Annotated in this window: 17 protein-coding genes; 4 read left to right on the top strand and 13 right to left on the bottom strand. The window is 43.7% G+C overall.

The window, feature by feature from the left end; all coding sequences use genetic code 11:
* Positions 1–4: 4 nt before the first annotated feature.
* Both MKX60_RS13875 and MKX60_RS13870 read right to left on the bottom strand, forming a co-directional pair.
* Entirely contained in the window at positions 5–1,753 is a 1,749-nt protein-coding gene (locus MKX60_RS13875) for an ABC transporter substrate-binding protein (protein ID WP_341060104.1), read from the bottom strand.
* Between the two features lie 235 nt (positions 1,754–1,988).
* Positions 1,989–2,891 (bottom strand): ArsR/SmtB family transcription factor, encoded by a 903-nt coding sequence (locus tag MKX60_RS13870; RefSeq protein ID WP_076284609.1) that lies wholly within the window; start codon positions 2,889–2,891, stop codon positions 1,989–1,991.
* A gap of 884 nt (positions 2,892–3,775) precedes the next feature.
* On the opposite strand from MKX60_RS13870, the gene MKX60_RS13865 reads away from it, so the two are divergent.
* Together MKX60_RS13865 and MKX60_RS13860 are read left to right on the top strand one after the other, a co-directional pair.
* The gene (locus MKX60_RS13865) at positions 3,776–4,069 is read left to right on the top strand and encodes a GNAT family N-acetyltransferase (RefSeq protein WP_042190028.1); all 294 of its coding nucleotides are present in this window, start codon (positions 3,776–3,778) and stop codon (positions 4,067–4,069) included.
* Positions 4,070–4,152: 83 nt separating this feature from the next.
* The gene (locus tag MKX60_RS13860; RefSeq protein WP_076284608.1) at positions 4,153–4,998 is read left to right on the top strand and encodes a GNAT family N-acetyltransferase; all 846 of its coding nucleotides are present in this window, start codon (positions 4,153–4,155) and stop codon (positions 4,996–4,998) included.
* Between the two features lie 78 nt (positions 4,999–5,076).
* Here the strand turns inward: MKX60_RS13860 and MKX60_RS13855 are convergent, their stop codons facing one another.
* From MKX60_RS13855 to MKX60_RS13840, 4 genes are all read right to left on the bottom strand, one after another.
* On the bottom strand, positions 5,077–5,832 hold the full coding sequence (locus MKX60_RS13855; protein ID WP_341060103.1) for a hypothetical protein: 756 nt from the start codon (positions 5,830–5,832) through the stop codon (positions 5,077–5,079).
* Between the two features lie 25 nt (positions 5,833–5,857).
* Complete coding sequence (locus tag MKX60_RS13850; protein ID WP_042190032.1) at positions 5,858–6,310, bottom strand: flavodoxin; 453 nt, start codon at positions 6,308–6,310, stop codon at positions 5,858–5,860.
* 169 nt (positions 6,311–6,479) lie between these two features.
* Positions 6,480–6,845, bottom strand: coding sequence for a VOC family protein (locus tag MKX60_RS13845; RefSeq protein WP_042190035.1), 366 nt, complete (start codon positions 6,843–6,845; stop codon positions 6,480–6,482).
* A 92-nt stretch (positions 6,846–6,937) separates the two neighbouring features.
* Complete coding sequence (locus tag MKX60_RS13840; RefSeq protein WP_341060102.1) at positions 6,938–7,798, bottom strand: helix-turn-helix domain-containing protein; 861 nt, start codon at positions 7,796–7,798, stop codon at positions 6,938–6,940.
* 228 nt (positions 7,799–8,026) lie between these two features.
* On the opposite strand from MKX60_RS13840, the gene MKX60_RS13835 reads away from it, so the two are divergent.
* Both MKX60_RS13835 and MKX60_RS13830 read left to right on the top strand, forming a co-directional pair.
* Entirely contained in the window at positions 8,027–8,890 is an 864-nt protein-coding gene (locus tag MKX60_RS13835) for a class I SAM-dependent methyltransferase (protein WP_042129425.1), read from the top strand.
* A 3-nt stretch (positions 8,891–8,893) separates the two neighbouring features.
* On the top strand, positions 8,894–9,640 hold the full coding sequence (locus tag MKX60_RS13830) for an RluA family pseudouridine synthase (protein ID WP_231573316.1): 747 nt from the start codon (positions 8,894–8,896) through the stop codon (positions 9,638–9,640).
* Between the two features lie 44 nt (positions 9,641–9,684).
* On the opposite strand, the gene MKX60_RS13825 is transcribed toward MKX60_RS13830, so the two are convergent.
* From MKX60_RS13825 to MKX60_RS13795, 7 genes are all read right to left on the bottom strand, one after another.
* The gene (locus MKX60_RS13825) at positions 9,685–10,116 is read right to left on the bottom strand and encodes a MarR family winged helix-turn-helix transcriptional regulator (protein WP_234532054.1); all 432 of its coding nucleotides are present in this window, start codon (positions 10,114–10,116) and stop codon (positions 9,685–9,687) included.
* A gap of 204 nt (positions 10,117–10,320) precedes the next feature.
* Complete coding sequence (gyrA, locus tag MKX60_RS13820; RefSeq protein ID WP_042190043.1) at positions 10,321–12,762, bottom strand: DNA gyrase subunit A; 2,442 nt, start codon at positions 12,760–12,762, stop codon at positions 10,321–10,323.
* A gap of 253 nt (positions 12,763–13,015) precedes the next feature.
* On the bottom strand, positions 13,016–14,998 hold the full coding sequence (gene parE, locus MKX60_RS13815; protein ID WP_042190046.1) for a DNA topoisomerase IV subunit B: 1,983 nt from the start codon (positions 14,996–14,998) through the stop codon (positions 13,016–13,018).
* 168 nt (positions 14,999–15,166) lie between these two features.
* A complete protein-coding gene (locus MKX60_RS13810; RefSeq protein ID WP_042190048.1) occupies positions 15,167–16,156 on the bottom strand; it encodes an ABC transporter permease in 990 nt (329 codons plus the stop codon).
* Positions 16,149–17,129: an ABC transporter ATP-binding protein gene (locus tag MKX60_RS13805; protein WP_341060101.1), complete on the bottom strand. Its 981-nt coding sequence runs from the start codon at positions 17,127–17,129 to the stop codon at positions 16,149–16,151. Before MKX60_RS13805 ends, MKX60_RS13810 begins: the two co-directional genes overlap by 8 nt.
* A gap of 108 nt (positions 17,130–17,237) precedes the next feature.
* On the bottom strand, positions 17,238–18,074 hold the full coding sequence (locus MKX60_RS13800; RefSeq protein WP_076284602.1) for a GDSL-type esterase/lipase family protein: 837 nt from the start codon (positions 18,072–18,074) through the stop codon (positions 17,238–17,240).
* A gap of 250 nt (positions 18,075–18,324) precedes the next feature.
* Entirely contained in the window at positions 18,325–19,080 is a 756-nt protein-coding gene (locus tag MKX60_RS13795) for a CAP domain-containing protein (protein ID WP_341060100.1), read from the bottom strand.
* Between the last annotated feature and the right edge of the window lie 235 nt (positions 19,081–19,315).

Raw genomic sequence — 19,315 nt, 5'->3', positions numbered from 1 at the left:
TTATTTATTTCAGGCTCCAAGTTGGCAGACTGCCAGCAAGACCGATGAACGGGCTGACCGATAGATTCTCAATACGTCCGTTATAGGCGTATACAGTCTTTTTGTAACTTGTGAAAATAATAGGCAGTTCATCATTGAAGAGCTGATACAGCTCTTTGTATACCGCTTTGCGTGCTTCAATATCAGTAGTAGCCAAGGCTTTATTGTATAGCTCCAGGAATTTCGGATTGTCATAATCCGTGATTTCTCCATCGAAGAATTGCATGAACCCGTCAGCCGGATCAGTCAACATACTAGTGGAGAAGGATACGAGATCGTAGTCCCCGCCTTCTACCTTAGATACCAAAGAGTTAAAGTCTGCAAAAACCTCAGGCTGGAAATCGATACCCAGTGCTTCAAAATTCTCTTTAGCTACAGCAATGAAAATATCTGTATTTTTGCTCTTAGAGCCGAGGTAGTGAATGGTAAGCGGTTTGCCATCTTTTTCACGGATACCACCCGCGCCTACTGTCCAGCCTGCATCATCCAGCAATTGTTTTGCTTTTTCCGGATCATATTTGTAAGGATTAATGCCTTCCTCCGTGTAAGACCAAGAGATAGGGGATGCCGGGATGTTGGCAATTGAGCCTGCACCTTGCGCTGCATCTACATAAATACTCTGACGATCCAGACCGTACACAATGGCTTGACGTACAAGCTTATCCTTGAGCTGTTCATGCTTCAGATTAACTTGCAAATAACCGTAGGTACTTGGAGTGTAAGGAATAATATTCACAAAACCGAGCGCTTTCAGCTTCTCGATATTCTCGTCTGTCGCACTAAAAGAAGCGTAGTCTACCTCACCTGTTTCTACGAACTGCCATACATCGCCTTCCGTAGTTTTATAAATGAAATGTTCCGTTTTGGGTTTACCTTTGAAATAATTCTCATTCGCCACAAAACGTACTTCTTGCCCCGGAATAAATTTTTCCAGCTTGTAAGGTCCATCTCCAAGTGGCTTCTCATGCAGCTTCTTGATGTATTCAAGATCTCCAAATTTATAGTCCTTGCCATAGTAAGCTTTCGACAGAACATTCGAGCCGAGCTGTACCAGCGCTGTTGCGTTTGGTTGCTCAAGTGTCACTGAGATCGTCTGTGGATCAATCACTTTAATCCCTTCTATTGCTGTAGAAGTACCATCTTTATAGGCTTTGCCGCCTTTAACATTTAGTGATGGAAGCTGGGAGCTACCGTCATACGATTTGTCGTATTGGATCGTCCAAGTAAAAGCCACGTCATCTGCTGTCAATGGTGAACCGTCGCTGAATTTCAGATCTTTTCTCAAGTGGAACGTGTATGTAAGCTGATCATCCGAAACATCCCAGCTCTCTGCAAGCTCCGGTGTTGGAACGCCTTTATCGTCTACAGTTACGAGAGAAGCGTATAGCAGTGAAGATACATTGCCATCATAACCACTTTGCTGAAAATACGGAGTAAAAGCTCCGCTTGGGTCCGTTAACCCTACGATAATGGTGTCTGTACGTTTCTGTGCAACTGCTGGAAGTTTGGACAAATCGGTTGCGGTAAAAGGCTCGCTTAGCGCACCCGCAGGAACAGTCTCTGCCGGAGTTGTTGCTTCCACATTGGTTGAATTGGACCCTGCAGCCGCGTTGTTACCAGACGAGGATTCGTTATTACTGTTGTTAGCGCAAGCAGAAAGTAACAGTGAACCCGTAAGCAGTAATGAAGTGATTACAATCGCATTTTTTCTCATGTACCTATCTCCCTTTTCTCTCTAATAGAATAATAACTATAATTCCTACCTGTTAAGTATGAATAACTTCTGATGTTCATTATAGAAAGGTTTTTGAGTTCTGTAAAGAGAGAACTTTAAAAAAATTCTCTATAAACAGAATCAAATGAGAATTAAGACAACTAAAAAAAGCCAAAACCCTCTCTGCATAAGAGAATTCTGACTTTTAGATGGTTATATTTTTTTTGTGAAATGATTATTTTAAATACTCAAATAGCTGCTCATTCATCCGATGAATGCCTTCCAGACGCAGACTATATCCGGTGACATTCTCCCCTTCAATATAGGCATGAAGCAAACCCGCACAACGAAGATTAAAAATATGATCGTGAACAATCCCCTTCGAGATTCCCGCATGCTTAACAATTTCGGTGAATGTTTTGCGACCACCGCTAAGAGCTTGGAGAATTTTCAGGCGGCTTTTTTCACCCAGACTACGAATGGCTCTATACATAAAAGGTGAAATTTCCTCGTTCTCCATCGAAATCCAGGCCGCATAATGACAGATTGTTAATTCACCATAGCAATAGATGATATTAGCAGGCTGAAAATGATACTGTGGAATTAATACAAGCTTCTTAAGCCCATCAGTAGGCATGAAATAGAATCCGTTGGTCGTTTTGTTCACAAAATCAGCAGTTTCCAGTGCATTAAGCTCCATGTTCTTCAAATCCGTATGCTGTTGTAATTTGCTTAGAATCGCAGGATTGCATTGACTAAAGTACTGGCGGTTCCATTCGGAGAGTAAAAATACTACGCGATTACGGTAATCCTCCATATGGCTTGGAAATACCTTTACATATTTTGATAAGGTCTCATATAACTCGCCAACTGTTAACCCTTCAATCCAGTTCAATACACTGTCTACATCATCCTTGAATGGACAACAGTAAATGAGCAGATTCAACATTTTCCATTCATTGTTTAGTTCAGTTTCCTTCAGACGGGATAATAGTTCCTCACTTAGGGTGCTTTCAATTTCAGTAACCCACGCTACCCCTAGGTCAATCTTCTTATAGGATTTTTTGCATAGATAAGTATGTAAGCTATTCAACAACTCATAAATCGATCCAAATTCAACCTCAACTTTGTATTCCACAATGATTCCTCCTGCTAGCGGTTCTTTTCAGTAGTGAGATATTCTCTTAATCTTATTGTATTATCCTGAGAATACGCAAGCTACTTTATAAACGGGAGTGTATAAAAATTCATTGACTGCTGCTTGACTACTGTTTGAATGCAGAATTTATTTGCATCTCACTTTGATTTTGAGATTGCGAGAGTCTAAAAGGGAATTGCTACTCATATGCAGCAGGACATTACAGTTCGGCTCCATCGGTGAACACATACCCTCACGAAGTTGCTATCGGGCACAGTGGACCTTATAAGCAGTATTCCCCCCAATTTGGGGTTCTATCGGACTCCATAGGTGCTATTGGCATAGAAATCGTCTTAATTTGTGCTTTTTCCTAAGGAATAGCTGCAATGGAGTCTGAAACTTTACTCAAACGGCTAAAAATTTGCAAATAACGTCATCTGAGTCCGAAAGCTCCAGTGGATGATTATGATAACAGGGATTTTGGGCATGCTGAGGTCTCAAGGATTCCCATGAGTCCGGCTGTCCTGGATATTCCTACCTCAGAGTGCCGGGAATGTCTGAGCCGGCTTGCGTATCCAGCACACTAGGTTGTCCAGAAATTCAACCCCTTCCACCTTCTCGGCTCGCCAAAAGTCACTCGATCACGTCTGCCTCCTATCCCCATTCCGCAAAGCCAGACTACTTGCAGAACAAACATTACAAAGCAACTGCCTTTAGTAACATGAGCGCATCATTCACACCAATAATCCTAACTTCCTCGATAAATCCATCTATGGAACACCATCAAACGTCCAGGGCGAGCAATCAATCTGCTTCGTTCCTCGCTTTTTGCAAATCGTGGTAGTAAAATATAGGCAATAACATTTTAGGAGTGAAGCCATAAGATGCAAATTCAAACTGGAACAGGACGTTTTTTTGTTGCGAATGACGGTAAGGACCTTGCCGAGATCACATACAGTTTGGATAAAGATGCTGGGGAATTGGTCATTGACCACACTCGCGTCTCTGAGGAACTGCGCGGTCAAGGTACCGGTGAAGAACTTGTACGGGCTGTTGTAGATAAGGCTCGAAATGAAAATTTAAAAATTGTTCCTGTGTGCTCCTATGCAGCTCATCAATTTGAGAAGCATCCGGAGTATAAGGACGTGCTGAGCGGGAACACAGGCGAGCGAGACTGATCTCCGTTCCCGTTTCCGTGAAGCTTTATTAACCTATTCGAACTAATACACTTAGTTCAAATACACTTTAGGAGGAAACGGGTTTGACTACTACTGATACTTTGAGAAATATAGAAGAATTACAAGAACGCTGTGAGCAATATGATGGAATTTCACTGAAATTGAATTGGGATATGCTTCGCCAGCCATCAAGCGTAGGAGATACGGAATGGCTCGTGACATATGAAGATGATTTACTCGTCGGCTTCTTAGGACTTTATGGATTTGGAAGCGATATGGAGGTCTGTGGCATGGTTCGACCAGGCTACCGCCGACGGGGCATCTTCACCTCACTGTGGAACCGAGCGCAAACTATTATCAAACGAGGCAATGTTGATACCCTACTTCTAAACGCTCCTGCTGCCTCATCATCTGGTGTAGCATTCCTTCAAACGCTACCACTAGAGTTTAATCACGCGGAATACCAAATGAAATGGGGCGGAAATTCGGTTGCTTCTTCTGAAGCAAGCTCAGCCACAGGGACTGTGATCTTACGCCCTGCTCGCGAAGACGAAGCCCCAATTCTCGTTGAGCTGGATTGTGGAGGCTTTGACATAAAGACTGAAGATGCTGCCGAACTCTATGACCTGCAGAAACAGGAAGGCCTGCAAGAACATATTATGATCGAAATGGACGGACAACCTGTTGGTAAAATGCGGCTGTGGACCGAAGATAATGAAACCTGGATTTATGGATTTACTGTCAGCAAGAAGCTACGGGGGCTAGGCATTGGACGAAGTGCACTCCTTCAAACGATCGAACGAGAACGTAAAAACTATAATGGAATTAATCTCGAGGTCGCTCTAGATAATCCCAATGCGCTTAAGCTATATGAAAGCTGTGGCTTTATCATTCAGAATAAACAGGATTATTACCGTTATATCGGCTAATCCATAGAATTAAAGCCTCCTGTCTAATGGGCGTTCTCGCCTGTAGAGCAGGAGGCCTTATTTTATTATTAGGAGTAATCACATGAGCCCAAAGCCTCCAACATTAGCTTCGCCTCTATCATTTCTACGGTCGCTACAGTTTAATGAGCCATCAGCGTGCACGTCCTGCTCCAGAAATACAGATAACAATCGAACATAATCCAAAGACTCCTTATACGGGACTGCATTTCCCTTGTAAGAGTATTTACGCCCCTCTAGCAAGGAGTAGATTTCCACGGTCTCCGCAGGTTCACCGTAAGCCGCATAACAAAAGACGTTAGTCATATGCAAAAAGCCCGCAATAGTATCCTCATTGCCATTCACCATAAATTTCTGAATGTTCAGGCTTCGACCATTCTGAGTAGAATTCCAAGCTAATTGAGTAATCATCGAAAGCTCCAAGCTCATCTCCGGGACTGGCACATACCACTGCTCGTATAGCATTACCGGAATTTCCAGTAAATGATTGGTCGAAACGATACGCATTAGTTCATCCGCTATACTCGTCTTGATATCCCAATATTGCAGTAATGAAGGAAAAGCATCCCCCCTAGGTGGCCAACGACGCTCTAACAGAAATTGTATCGGTGTCTCCCTTCGAACTTCAGGCAGCAAACTATAAAAGTCGTTAAGTGTATGCCCTACAGCATATTGAACCTGCTGGCGCCAGCGTGGGAGCCCGGTCGCTGGAGCTCCGCTTGATAAATTCTCGGCCCCTCCAAGCATAATGTGCTCCACTCGATAATCATGCAGTCGTTTATATGGAGGCGTATGTAAATTCACTTGTTTCTTCATCCAACTTCCCGCTGGCCCGCCCATCCTATGATGCCACCATACAAGCTTCGATAAATTGACGACCGAATTGACGGCAAGCTTCTTTTTCAGCAGCGTTCGGGCCATATTCAATCTTAAGACTATCCTGTAATATCACAGCTCCACGTTCCTTTAACTTCTCCACGAATAAGTCCACGGCTCCACAATAAATCGCGTAACCTGTGTCTCCACTGCCAAAAACTGCTGATTTCATAGCGGTCAAATCAAGCTCATCCATCTCCTCATAGAAATCAAGAGCTTCATCAGGTAGCTCACCATCTCCCCAAGTGTATGCTCCTAACAGAACGCCTTCATATGAATTTATCTCAACCGCGTTACATTCAGTGACCGATTTCAAAACGGCTTCACCGCCTGCTTGGCGTATTCCCTCTACAATCAATTCAGCCATTTCCTCAGTGTTTCCAGTTAGACTGGCGTATGCCACTAGCACTTTAGTCATCTTTCTGTTCCTCCCATTACTAAACATAAAATTTAAATGATGTGTGCTTCACCCTCATTCTATTTGATAATGATTATCATTGTCAAATGAATAAAATAAAAAAAACGCAAACTCCCGTTTATTCACACGGTTGATGTTTGCGTTCAATCCCTTTTTTGTTCAAAATTATTTAGTATGCTCCTTCGAGCAAGGTAATGTGATTACCATCTGGATCGCGGAAATTCATTTCTTTCCCGCCATACGCCATCGTAACCGGTGGCTGACAATCCAGTCCCTTAGCCTTTAACTGCTCGTACGTCTCATCGAGATTATCACAGCTGAATACTAAATTAACAAAGCCAGTCGTGAGCTTTTCCCATTTCGTCTCATCCCAAATGATGATTCCAGGCTGCTTCTTGTCGAATCCAATCTTTGCGCCATCAAAATTGCCGTAGCCTTCGAACGGAATTGGAATCCCTAGCACCTCCGAATAAAATGCAGCCAACGCAGCAGTATCCTTAGTGTAGATGTTAGTACCTTCAAAAGACGAAATCATAATTTGTCCCCTTTCATTCTCATCATCATAGTGCCCATTTCTTACTTGAGTTTAACAAGGCTAGCACCCTTTGTATTGCAAAATTGCGACATTTATCTGCCCGCATAGACTAAAGCCTCAAGTGGTGTTCTTCCTGCATATTTCTTGAAACTGTTTATAAAATGAGGCTGGTGGCTGAATCCATACGTAAAAATAAGATCCTGCATATTCTTCGTCTGCACAGGCAGTTGATACATTTCCCGCCATACATTTTGAAATCGTACAAGGTCAGCTGTTTTTTTAGGTGATACACCTATGTATTCTTGAAAAAGTCTTTCAAGTTGGCGTCGGCTTAGATTAGAGCTGGTTTCCAAATCCTCAGCTGTTACCACACCCTTTTGTTTAATTAGGGTATAAATTGCATTCATCATCCGATCATTAGTCCGTCCACCATGCTCAAGACGCTGAAAAAGATAAGCCTCAGCTGCCACTATCCTTTCATTCATAGAATTTGCTTGTTCCAGCAGAAATCCAAGCTCTTTTTTAAAAGTACAAAAGTATTGGTCCACATCTACAAATGCATTCAGGACATCCCGGAGATGGTCATCTGCAAAAAAATGAACGGCCCAGAAATGAAATCGGATACCAAAGGTTGAGATCATACCTTCCCCTCTGTCTGAAGGGACTTCAAAAGGAGCATCATTGATGCCGGAAAAAACGGTAGTTGTTAAGCCTGTCGACTCATTCAGATTCCAAATAATGTCCATGCATGTATCTGGAATAATTGTTTCCATTCGAGGTTCGTAACCAGATGCCTTGTCCACTACGTGAACGGATGCCTCTGTAGGAATACGCGGTGTGACAGAGCCCCAGAAACAGCGAATATATGGCTGCAAAGCTTGACTGGGTAGAAATTCACTAGTTTGTGCTGGATTTGCAGTTATCGGGAAATATAGAGGCGCGAGATTGAACATAAGCTGCTATTCTCCGATCATAAATATTGTAAAGACTCTGATATCTGATCATACACAATCATTGCTTGATCTGCCAGAATAATAGCTGTGAGCATGGAAATATTATACACATAATCTTCATTGGATAAAATAAGTAGAGTGTTGGGCTTGTGCGTATTTTGTTTGTAGCTATATGGTGAAATGATGTACAATAAAGGCTAAATGAATTTTTGAAGGATGGATTAAAAAATGTATATAGCTAGCGACTGGAAAGACTATGAAGTAATTGACACTGGCGGTGGAGAGAAGCTTGAACGTTGGGGTGACATTATCCTGCGCCGTCCGGATCCACAAATTATTTGGCCACTCTCCAATGAGACAGCGAAATGGCGTGATGTACACGGTCATTATCACCGTTCCTCAGCGGGTGGTGGACAATGGGAAATGAAGAAAACAATTCCGGATGATTGGAAAATTAGTTACGGAAAATTAAAATTCCATTTGCGTCCTACAAATTTTAAGCATACAGGGTTATTTCCTGAACAAGCGGCCAACTGGAGCTGGATGATGGACAAGATTGCGGCTGCTAACCGTCCGATCTCTGTACTGAATCTATTTGCTTACACTGGTGGAGCTACTGTAGCCGCAGCAAGTGCCGGCGCTTCTGTTGTTCACGTGGATGCAGCCAAAGGAATGGTGCAATGGGCCAAAGAAAATGTCCAGCTGTCCGGCCTGGGTGATCGTCCAGTTCGCTACATCACGGATGACGTATTCAAATTCGTACAACGTGAACAACGTCGTGGTAGTAAGTATGATGCGATTATAATGGACCCGCCTTCCTATGGAAGAGGACCTGGCGGAGAAATGTGGAAGCTGGAATCCAGCTTATATCCTTTCCTTGAGAGCTGTATGCAAATAATGAGCGACAAACCTTTGTTTATGCTAATCAATTCATACACCACTGGGATTTCTCCAACTGTCCTACGTAATATGTTGTCGATGACCATGGGTAAACGTTATGGCGGGAAGCTCACCTCCGGTGAAATCGGTCTTCCGATCACTTCCTCCGGCATGAACCTGCCATGCGGTATTCTGGGACGCTGGGAGGCGTAAGCCATGACACAGCATTTATCTGGCAGCAACGAGCCGCTGGACGGAATGTCGAAGCGCTTTGAAGTGTTATACGAAGATAATCATCTTCTAGGCATAGTGAAGCCCGTGAATATTCCTGTTCAGGAGGATGCTACTGGAGATCCTGATCTGCTCAACCTGCTCAAAGAAGATGTGAAGGAACGCTTTAACAAGCCTGGCAACGTCTATATGGGGCTAGTCCACCGCCTGGATCGTCCGGTTGGGGGTGCAATGATCTTTGCCAAGACATCAAAAGCAGCCTCAAGACTATCCGAGTGTGTCAGAACTCACAGCTTTCATAAGGTGTACTTAACGGTCGTGCACGGAAAACCACCAGCATCTCATGGCCGTCTTACCGATACGCTGCTTAAAGACGCCAAGAGCAATACCGTCACTGTAGTCCGGAAAGGAACACCCGGCGGTAAGGAAGCCATTCTGGATTACACAGTACTTGGCAGCGCTGAGGGTTACAGCCTGCTCAAGATCGATTTACTTACCGGTCGTTCACATCAAATTCGAGTGCAGCTTAGCTCCATCGGCTGCCCCTTATACGGTGATCAGAAGTATGGAGCTTCGGTGAACAGACCTGGACAGCAAATTGCACTGTGGTCTGCACTTGTAGGCTTTCCCCACCCTGTTACTAAAGAAGAAGTAGAACTTATTTCCCTGCCTCCGCAAACCCATCCTTGGGATTTATGGTCCAAGGAATTACAAAAGAAGGCTATCCGTTAATGGATGGCCTTCTTTTTTTTGAAATAAAGTGTTGTTGTATATATTCATGGTGTAGAACCTTCCGGTGTAGTTGTAACAACCATTTTGCCCATTAAATAGAGTAGTAGCTGTTGATTATGAGAGGATATCGGATCAAGCGCTTCTGCAAAAAAATCACTGCGGATCTTCAAACCACGTACAGTCTCCTGCGTTCCAATTTCCGTTATACTCACCCATACAATACGGCGATCCGCAGCATCTCTCTCCCGAATGATAAGCCCATTTTTCTCCATCCGATCAAGTAACATAGTAACCGCTGCAGGACTGGTCGCCAGATGTGGAGCCAGATCAGAAGGCTTCATGGCATCACGTTCCTGAAGCAGTTCAAGTACTGTGAGTTGGGCATCCGTTAGCGATGGGGCAAGATTACTGTCCATATGTAGTTTGTAATCTTTTAAAATTTTATGCCAAATTTTACTGAATTCAGAAGCGTGCACACTGATTCCTTCCTTTCCTTGCGGTTCTATCCGGTATAACTACATTTTCGCGAAACAAATTCCATTTCCTGCAAAAGAAGAAAAATAAATCTTCTAAACTGATAAGCGGGAAAATTAAAAAAAGGCACTTAGTCAGTTCTCAAGAAGAATTGACTAAGCACCTTGATAAGTTATTTTAACAAATCTGTTTATTACTAGTTTGTTTTACTTAACTGCTGGGAAAAGATTAACAATCTCATCCTTTTTCTCCACAGGAACAATCTGTTTGCCTGTAGAACGACGCTCTCCGAGTGGTGCAGATTCAGAAGAGAATGTATGATGTGCATTCTCCCGTGTAATTGCATTAAGTTCCAGCGGTTCTCTGCAATAGAAAGCCCCTGCCAATTTACTGCCATTTGGTCGTACTCGCTTGCCTTCCTTAAATTCAAAGGTTGGCATCCCTTTGCCACCGCGGCTTTGAGATGGATAATCCACTAGTAATGAACGTTTCGCATATCCGATATCGGAGATAGAAAGGATTTCACCTTCATCTTCACTGACCCAGAAGCAAGAAATCACCTCATCGCCCTCACGAAGCTGAATGCCTCTTACACCGGATGCAACACGGCCCATAGGATTAACTTCATTCTCATGGAATCTAATACTCATTCCTTCACGAGTCACGAGTACAATGTCCTTGTCATTCGTACTAGTAGCCACTGTAATGATCTCATCACCGTCTGCTACCTTACAGGCTGCTACGGCTCCAGAGCGGCTTGTAGAGTATTCCTTGAGCTCTGTACGCTTAACCTGACCTCTGCGGGTGATAAACACGAGGCTTTGCTGCGGATCATCAAGATTATTGACCGGAATCACGCTAATGATTCCATCCCCTTTAGACAATCCGATAACGTTAACAATCGCAGTACCTGGTTCTTTCCATTTAAACTCTGGAATCTGGTGAACCGGAAGTAAGAAGTACTGCCCCTTGCGCGTAAAGACCAGCAGACTGTCACGGGTATTCACATCGAGCAGCTTAACGATATGATCGCCTTCTTTAACGCCTGATGTATGACGTTCCCCACCAGAGCGGGTAAAGGAAAGCATACTTGTACGCTTAATATAACCGTCTGCGGAAAGTGCTACTAACACATCCTCTGCGTTGACCAGCGCTTCAAGGCTAACCTTAAGCTCCTCAACTTCGCCTTGGATCAGCGAACGGCGATCGATCCCGTATTTGTCGCGGATCTCCAGCAATTCCTTACGGATTACAGCTACGAGCTTCTTGTCACTTTCCAAAATGCCACGCAGATGTGTAATCTTTGCCATCATTTCATCCAATTCTTTTTGGAGTGAAGTAATCTCCAAATTCGTCAGACGATACAATTGTAAGGTAAGAATAGAATCCGCTTGACGTTCACTGAACCCGAACATCCACACGAGATTGTTCTGAGCATCCTGACGGTTCTTCGATGCTTTGATGGCAGCGATGACCTCATCCAGAATATTCAGTGCCTTAACCAAGCCCTCTAAGACATGAGCACGGTCTTCTGCGCGTTCCAGATCAAATTGGGTGCGATGAGTCACTACTTCACGCTGATGCGCGATATAAGCCTCCAGGATGGCTTTAAGACCAAGCTGTTGCGGAGCCTTGTTGACAATCGCCACCATATTGAAGTTATAGGTGATTTGAAGATCGGTTTTTTTGAGCAGATACGCCAAAACGCCTTGGGCATCCGCTTCTTTCTTGAGTTCAACTACAATCCGAAGTCCTTCTCGTCCACTCTCATCACGAACTTCAGCAATGCCATCGATTTTCTTCTCTAATCGAATATTCTCCATGGAGGTAACTAGTCGTGATTTTACAATCTGGAATGGAACTTCCGTAATCACGATTTGTTGCTTGCCTCCACGCATATTTTCAATCTCAGTCTTGGAGCGTAAATAAATACGGCCTTTACCAGTGCGGTAAGCATCCATGATGCCGTCTCCGCCCATAATAGTGCCGCCTGTAGGGAAATCCGGACCTTTCATAAAGGTCATGATATCTTCAAGTTCAATATCCGGCTTCTGCATCACTGCGATACAAGCATCAATAACCTCACGTAGGTTATGTGGCGGAATCTCAGTGGCAAAGCCTGCGGAAATCCCACTCGTGCCGTTTACGAGTAGATTCGGATACCGGGAAGGAACAACCACAGGCTCTTTGGCTGTATTGTCAAAGTTGTCCTTAAACAGCACCGTCCGCTTCTCGATATCACGCATCATCTCCATTGCAATCGGAGATAAGCGTGCTTCTGTATAACGCATTGCCGCAGCTGGGTCATCGTCCATCGAGCCCCAGTTGCCATGACCGTCAACAAGAACATGCCCCATCTTCCATGGCTGTGCCATACGAACCATACCGTCGTAAATCGAGGAGTCACCATGTGGATGGTAATTACCCATTACATCCCCGACGGTTTTGGCCGACTTGCGGTACGGCTTGTCAGGCGTGTTGCCAGAATCGTACATCGCATAAAGAATACGGCGTTGTACAGGCTTAAGTCCATCGCGGACATCGGGAATCGCCCGGTCCTGAATAATATATTTGGAATACCGACCAAAGCGGTCACCGACGACCTCTTCCAGAAAAGCCGGCAAAAATTGTTCTGATAAACTACTCACTTTGCTCACCTTCTGTTCCTCAAACTGCCCGTTTTAAAATAGTGTGGTAATTCTCATGAACACTCCAGGGATTTTTGGACTTCCGGCCGCTGTTGTCTCCAGATTTCTTTGATTACACCGCTAATGCGGATAAAATCGGGAGACAAAGGCGGGCGCTATCGCTCCTACAGTTCCAAAATTCCCCAACGTTCCAAGAATCACCAAGCTTTTTGAAAATCGGGATTATCGTCACTTGCAGCACTACTAACTGCAACTACTCTACAATTTCAGTGAAATCGACATTCTCAACAATCCAACGTTTACGAGGATCGACTTTATCACCCATCAGTGTAGAAACACGACGCTCAGCCTTAGCAGCATCCTCTATCTGCACCTGAAGCAGTGTACGCGATTCTGGATTCATCGTTGTTTCCCACAGCTGATCAGGGTTCATTTCACCCAATCCTTTATAACGCTGAAGCTCGAAGTTTTTGCCGAATTCCTTTAAGTAATTTTGCAGTTCTTCATCACTCCATGCATACCTTACGGTTTCCAGCTTGCCCGTTTTGCGGGTCAGCTTATAAAGCGGAGGCTGAGCAATAAAAACCTTTCCGGCATCTATTAACGGCTTCATATAACGATAGAAAAATGTCAGCAGCAGCACCTGAATATGCGCTCCATCTGTATCCGCATCGGTCATAATGATAATTTTGGAATAATTGCTGTCTTCGACGGTAAAATCCGGACCAATTCCTGCACCAATCGTGGAAATGATCGCTTTATATTCATCGTTCTTCAGGATATCCAGCAGCTTGGCTTTTTCCGGATTCATCGGTTTCCCTTTTAGCGGCAAGATCGCCTGAATCTTTGAATCACGGCCTTGCTTCGCTGAGCCACCAGCTGAATCACCTTCTACGATAAACAGCTCAGTTCGTGTAACGTCCTTAGACTGCGCAGGTGATAATTTTCCGCCAAGATTCGAGCTCTCGCTACGTTTCTTACCTGTACGGATCTCATCGCGGGCTTTGCGAGCCGCTTCCCGAGCCTTCGAGGCCTGAATTGATTTTTTCAGAAGGCTCTGTGCTACCTGTGGGTTTTCTTCCAGGAAACGAGCCATATTCTCAGATACGATATAGTCTACTGCACTACGAGCAGAAGCACTACCAAGCTGATCCTTCGTCTGTCCAACAAATTCAACCTCGGACATTTTGACACTAATGACAGCCATCATACCTTCGCGCAAATCATTTCCTTCTAAATTCTTATCCTTTTCTTTAAGCAGCTGTGTACGTCGGGCATAATCATTCAACACACGAGTATACGCGGTCTTAAAGCCTGTCTCATGAGTACCGCCGCTACGAGTAGGAATGGAGTTAACGAAGGAAGCCAAGGTTTCTGTATAGCCTCCATTGTACTGAAGGGCTACTTCCACTTCGATATCGTCCTTTTCAGCGCTGAAGTGAATAACATCATGTAGAACATCCTTGCCCTCATTCAAGAACTGTACGAATTGGCTTGCTCCACCCTCGTAAAAGAACTCGTCCTGACGATTGCTCCGCTCATCATGCAGCGTAATACGCAGACCGGAATTCAGAAAGGCAATCTCCTGTACTCGCTCTGCCAGCGTATCATAATTCAGGGCAATTCCATTTGGAAAGACGCGAATATCCGGTTTAAAAGTAATTTTCGAACCGGTTTTGTTGGTGTTGCCCAGAATTTCAAGGCCCGTTACTGGTTCCCCAACATGCTCTTTCCCCTTCTTGTCCACCCAATATTCAAAACGTTGACGATGGATTTTGCCTTCACGATAAATCTCTACTTCAAGCCATTCAGACAAAGCATTCGTTACTGAAGCCCCTACGCCATGCAAACCGCCTGATTTCTTGTAACCAGATCCACCGAATTTACCGCCTGCATGCAAAATTGTAAATACAACTTGCGGCGTTGGCACTCCTGTCTTATGCATTCCAGTTGGAATCCCACGACCGTTGTCCGTCACCGTTACTGAGCCATCTTTGCGAAGTAGTAAGTCAATCTTCGTACAATACTTGGCTAAATGCTCATCCACAGCATTATCTACAATTTCCCATACTAGATGATGTAGTCCCGAAGAACTTGTACTGCCGATATACATGCCAGGTCGTTTGCGTACTGCAACCAGACCTTCGAGCACTTGAATGTCGTCAGCATCGTATCCAGTACGGCTATTCTCGCCGTTATTAGAAACTTCAGCAAACATATCGATCTGTTCGAGCATTCATGCTCCTCCTTCTTTTCTCTATACTCAAGCATTAACGCCTTCGGCGTCCTTATAAAGACGGTAAGCCTTTAAGCGAGAAATATAAGACATACAGTATAAGTGCAAAACTTATACTTTCTTATATCTCTAGAAATGCAAACAAACGTTTTCGTCACTTTGTACATTCTAATTCAAAATATCCCTTTTCGTAAAGACGGCGAATGAAATGATCACCGAAGCAGCCCCCCATACAGCCAGTACAGCCATGGAAAATGACAAGGACATCCCCTCTATGGGTGCGGGAGTTCCTGACAAATAACCAGTCAGTCCAAGATTTACCATAAATAAATATTTCGCTGTTGTCCAGGCTGAGGCCATATTAGTCAGAATATTTCCAGCGATCAGCGCTGCCATCATGACCACTATACTAGCAGCAGTGCTCCTTACAAGTACAGAGATCATAAAAGCAAGCAGGGCAACTACGACACTTACGAACCAGACCAATCCACCTTGCATAAGCATATATTTCCACTGTGGTACTGCATGCACAGTAGACATATCCACCGAGTCTCCACTGATCTTAAAGCCTGTAAAGACAGGGATATTAAAGCCCTTATATCCAAAAGCAAGACCAGAGATAAGGTAGCTGATCACAAAGGTGGAGAGCACAATAAGCGAGACAAACATAAGCAGAGCCGCTAATTTGCTAAACAAAACTTTCCAACGCTTAACTGGCCTTGTCAGCAGCATTTTGATCGTCCCTGTAGTTCGCTCCGCAGAAACTAAATCCGAGGCTACCGCCATAATGAGCAGCGGAATAAATAAAGTAACGGAATTATCCATAAACTCACGGGTAAAGGTAACGCCACTTGGCTCGTTCGGATTCACATCATGGTGAAGGTAGTACTGTAGCTGCTGTACAAATATTCGCCGATAAGTCTTCCATTCCTCTGGAATTCGGTCGCTACCCAAAGAATTTTGATTATCAATGATCTGCTGCTGGATCTCCAGGCGCCAATCGGAGTTGAATTTATCTCGGCTACGCTCAGCTGAGCGCATTTGAGCGTAGGTGAACATAGGCACCAGTACAATCAGAATCAGCAGTATAACATAAAACCGTTTCTTTTTTATGATTTTTAAACATTCATTACGGATTAGCGGAAGCATATTATTCAACGTTCTCACCCTCCGTTAGTTTCAAGAATAGCTGTTCCAGTGTCGGATTGATTTTATGCACAGCCCTAACTTCGATTTCAGCAGTCACCATAACAGCCACAATCTCGGGGATCAAATCCTGCTCCATAATTGTGATTAAAGAATTCGGGCCCATACCTGCAATTATTGAATCATCCAAGGTAACGTCTTCCAGATTCTGAATCTGAATATCCGGGCGATCAGCCAGTAATCCCTTAGCAACAGCAAAAGGCTCCAGCTCCCAAAGTACATACGGAGAATTTCGAGCGATCAGCTCATCAACCGCACCCACTGCAAGTACTCGCCCTTTACTAATAATTGCAACACGGTCGCAGAGAAGCTGGATTTCACTAAGTAAATGACTCGATACAAATACCGCTAAACCCTCATCTGCTAGTTTGCGTATAAATTCTCGCAGCTCCTTAATTCCCTTTGGATCTAAGCCATTTGTAGGCTCGTCCAGAATAAGCAGACGCGGACGTCCCAGAAGAGCCTGCGCTATACCAAGTCGTTGTCTCATCCCAAGCGAATATGTACTTACCTTATCATGGATTCGTTGATCCAACCGAACGATATCTACAACTTCATTAATACGTGCATTATCTATACCTGGCTGCATTCGGGCAAAATGCTGTAAATTCTCCCATCCCGTCAAATAAGTATATACCTCAGGATTCTCAACGATAGAGCCGACAAATTGCAACGCTTTTTCCGGATTTCGGTTCACATTGTAACCACATACCGTAATCTTGCCCTCGCTTGGACGAATCAAATCGACAAGCATTCGAATCGTAGTTGTCTTCCCAGCTCCATTGGGTCCGAGGAAGCCAAAGATTTCTCCTTCTCTCACATCAAACGTAACATCATCTATAATCCACTTTCGCCCTATTTTTTTCCGTACCCCGTCTACAGACAAGACGACCGGGCTGGATTCTCCACTGTTCGCTTTTGTCATATTCTCCTTAGCTCCTTGTTACTGTCATTTCCTCGGCTAGTACTTGCTCAAAGGATATTTTATCTAATACAAATCATCATTCTTAGAAAGCTGGCTCTCACTTCTGTTCTAGTGTATAGCCTGAATGAATCGCTCTCCAATTCGTTGATAGCCATCCCCATTCGGATGAAAATGATCCGTTGATAAGTATTTGCCCAAATGCTTGTTAAACAAGTCGAAGGTTGGAACCAATGTCATATTGCTGTGCTTATTAATAATATCCATTGCTGCATTATTCCACTTCGCAACCGCCTGATTACCTGGTACAAGTAGATCTGGTATATCACCAAAGGGATTGTATAACCCCATATAATAAATTTGAGCGTTTGGATTGATTTCCGTGATTTTCTCCAGAATCTTACCTAATCTTTCTACTGCTTCCGGAAGGGCTGCTAGCAAAGACTCTGGAGTCAGCTCTTGATCAGTCGTGGATTCACTTTGAAGTGCGCCACTATTCTGCAAAATATTGGAGTCCTTGAATAAATCATTCCCTCCGATCGAGAGCAGAATGACATTCGCCATATGCAGCGCGTAATCTATACCATCTTCATCCAGCTTGCTTTGCAGTCCAGCAGTTGTTAAACCATTAATTCCCATATTACCCAGTAAATCAACTTCGACACCTTTAGCGGATAAACCACTAACCGTACGCTTAACAAATCCTTCTCCGGTGTTATCACCAGTTCCCTTGGTTAGCGAATCTCCGAGAGCAACAACTTTGAGCTTCTTAACCGTCTCCGTCACTGGAGCGGCTGTTTGCTGAGGTAAGTTGGTCCCTGACGCTTCTCCAACCGGATAGATGATGTCTCTGACCGCATAAACTAAACCTACAATTAGAATTATTGTTGTTACTATGGAAATCAGGCTGACCGTGCGCCATGTCCACTTTGAATCATTCAAAGCCATCCCTCCGTGTGCCGTTCTATTATGTATTGTTCCACATTTTACAAAGATCTTAACTATGTACATAAACATAAATCTTCCATACCGGTTTTGCAAATGTCTAAAATAGAAATAAATCCAGCTAATCCGCTTATTTAACCCGAATCTGAATACGAAAATTTTTCAAAAAAATTTAGCGATTAAAGTTTGGGTACAAAAAAACGTTCCCCGATTTTCATCGGAGAACGTTTGATTCCAGCAACATTTTTTTCGATTATTTACCAATAAATTCTTGAACCCAGTAGTTATTGTCATAACCTACACCGATATAATTGAAATTAGCATTCAAAATATTAGCCTTGTGACCAGGACTATTCATCCATGCTTTCATTACTTCTTCTGGTGTTTTTTGGCCCATAGCGATGTTCTCGCCTGCAGCGTTATAAGTGATACCAAAGGATTTCATCATATCGAATGGTGAACCATACGTAGGTGAAGTGTGTGAAAAGTAGTTATTAGTACGCATATCCGTAGCCTTTGTAGCTGCTACTTTATGAAGGCTGTCCAACCCAGAAACAGGCTTCAAACCAGCTGCTGCACGCTCTTTATTTACCAGCGTTACGATCTGTTGAACATAAGTTCCTTTATTGCTCGCAGCACCTGTAGTAGGTGTAGTTTCTGTAGGTTTAGTTACAGGTTTAGTTACAGTAGTCGTATCCGAAGGCTTAGTTACAGGCTTAGTTACAGTAGTTGTATCCGAAGGCTTAGTAACCGGAGTTCCGGTAGATGTATCTTTATTTGGAACCGTTCCTGTTTGAGGCTTGGTTACCACGATTGTGCTATTAAAAATAGGGAGTCCCTGTAGGTTAGCTTGTTTTAAATATTGTAAAACCTGCTCATAGCTAGTACCTGATTTAATTACTGTTACCTCAGTTGAGGACGCATTCGCTTCGAGTGGAAGAGAAATACTAAGTGCCATAACAGCTGCTACACTACCACCAATAATTGCTCTTAATCTCTTGTTCTTCATTCTGCCATCTCCTCTTTCTTGTGTGTAATATATGTTTCTGCTTAGAGTGACTAGCTACAAATGTTACAAAGTTGTAATTTGTTCCTCAGTCATTGTAGCATAAATCTATCAGCTGTGCTCTTCTAATTTTTAACATTTACTAGTCTTGATTGTAAGTTTCCTGAGCATGAATTGCATTCGATATTGGCGTTAAAAAGCAAAAAAAGTCGCCATTCTCGAGAGAATAGCAACTTCT

Source organism: Paenibacillus sp. FSL R5-0914 (genome assembly GCF_038004525.1).
Classification (GTDB): domain Bacteria; phylum Bacillota; class Bacilli; order Paenibacillales; family Paenibacillaceae; genus Paenibacillus_AQ.
The sequence above is the reverse complement of the archived record's forward strand: the minus strand, read 5'-3'. Positions and strand labels throughout refer to the sequence as shown.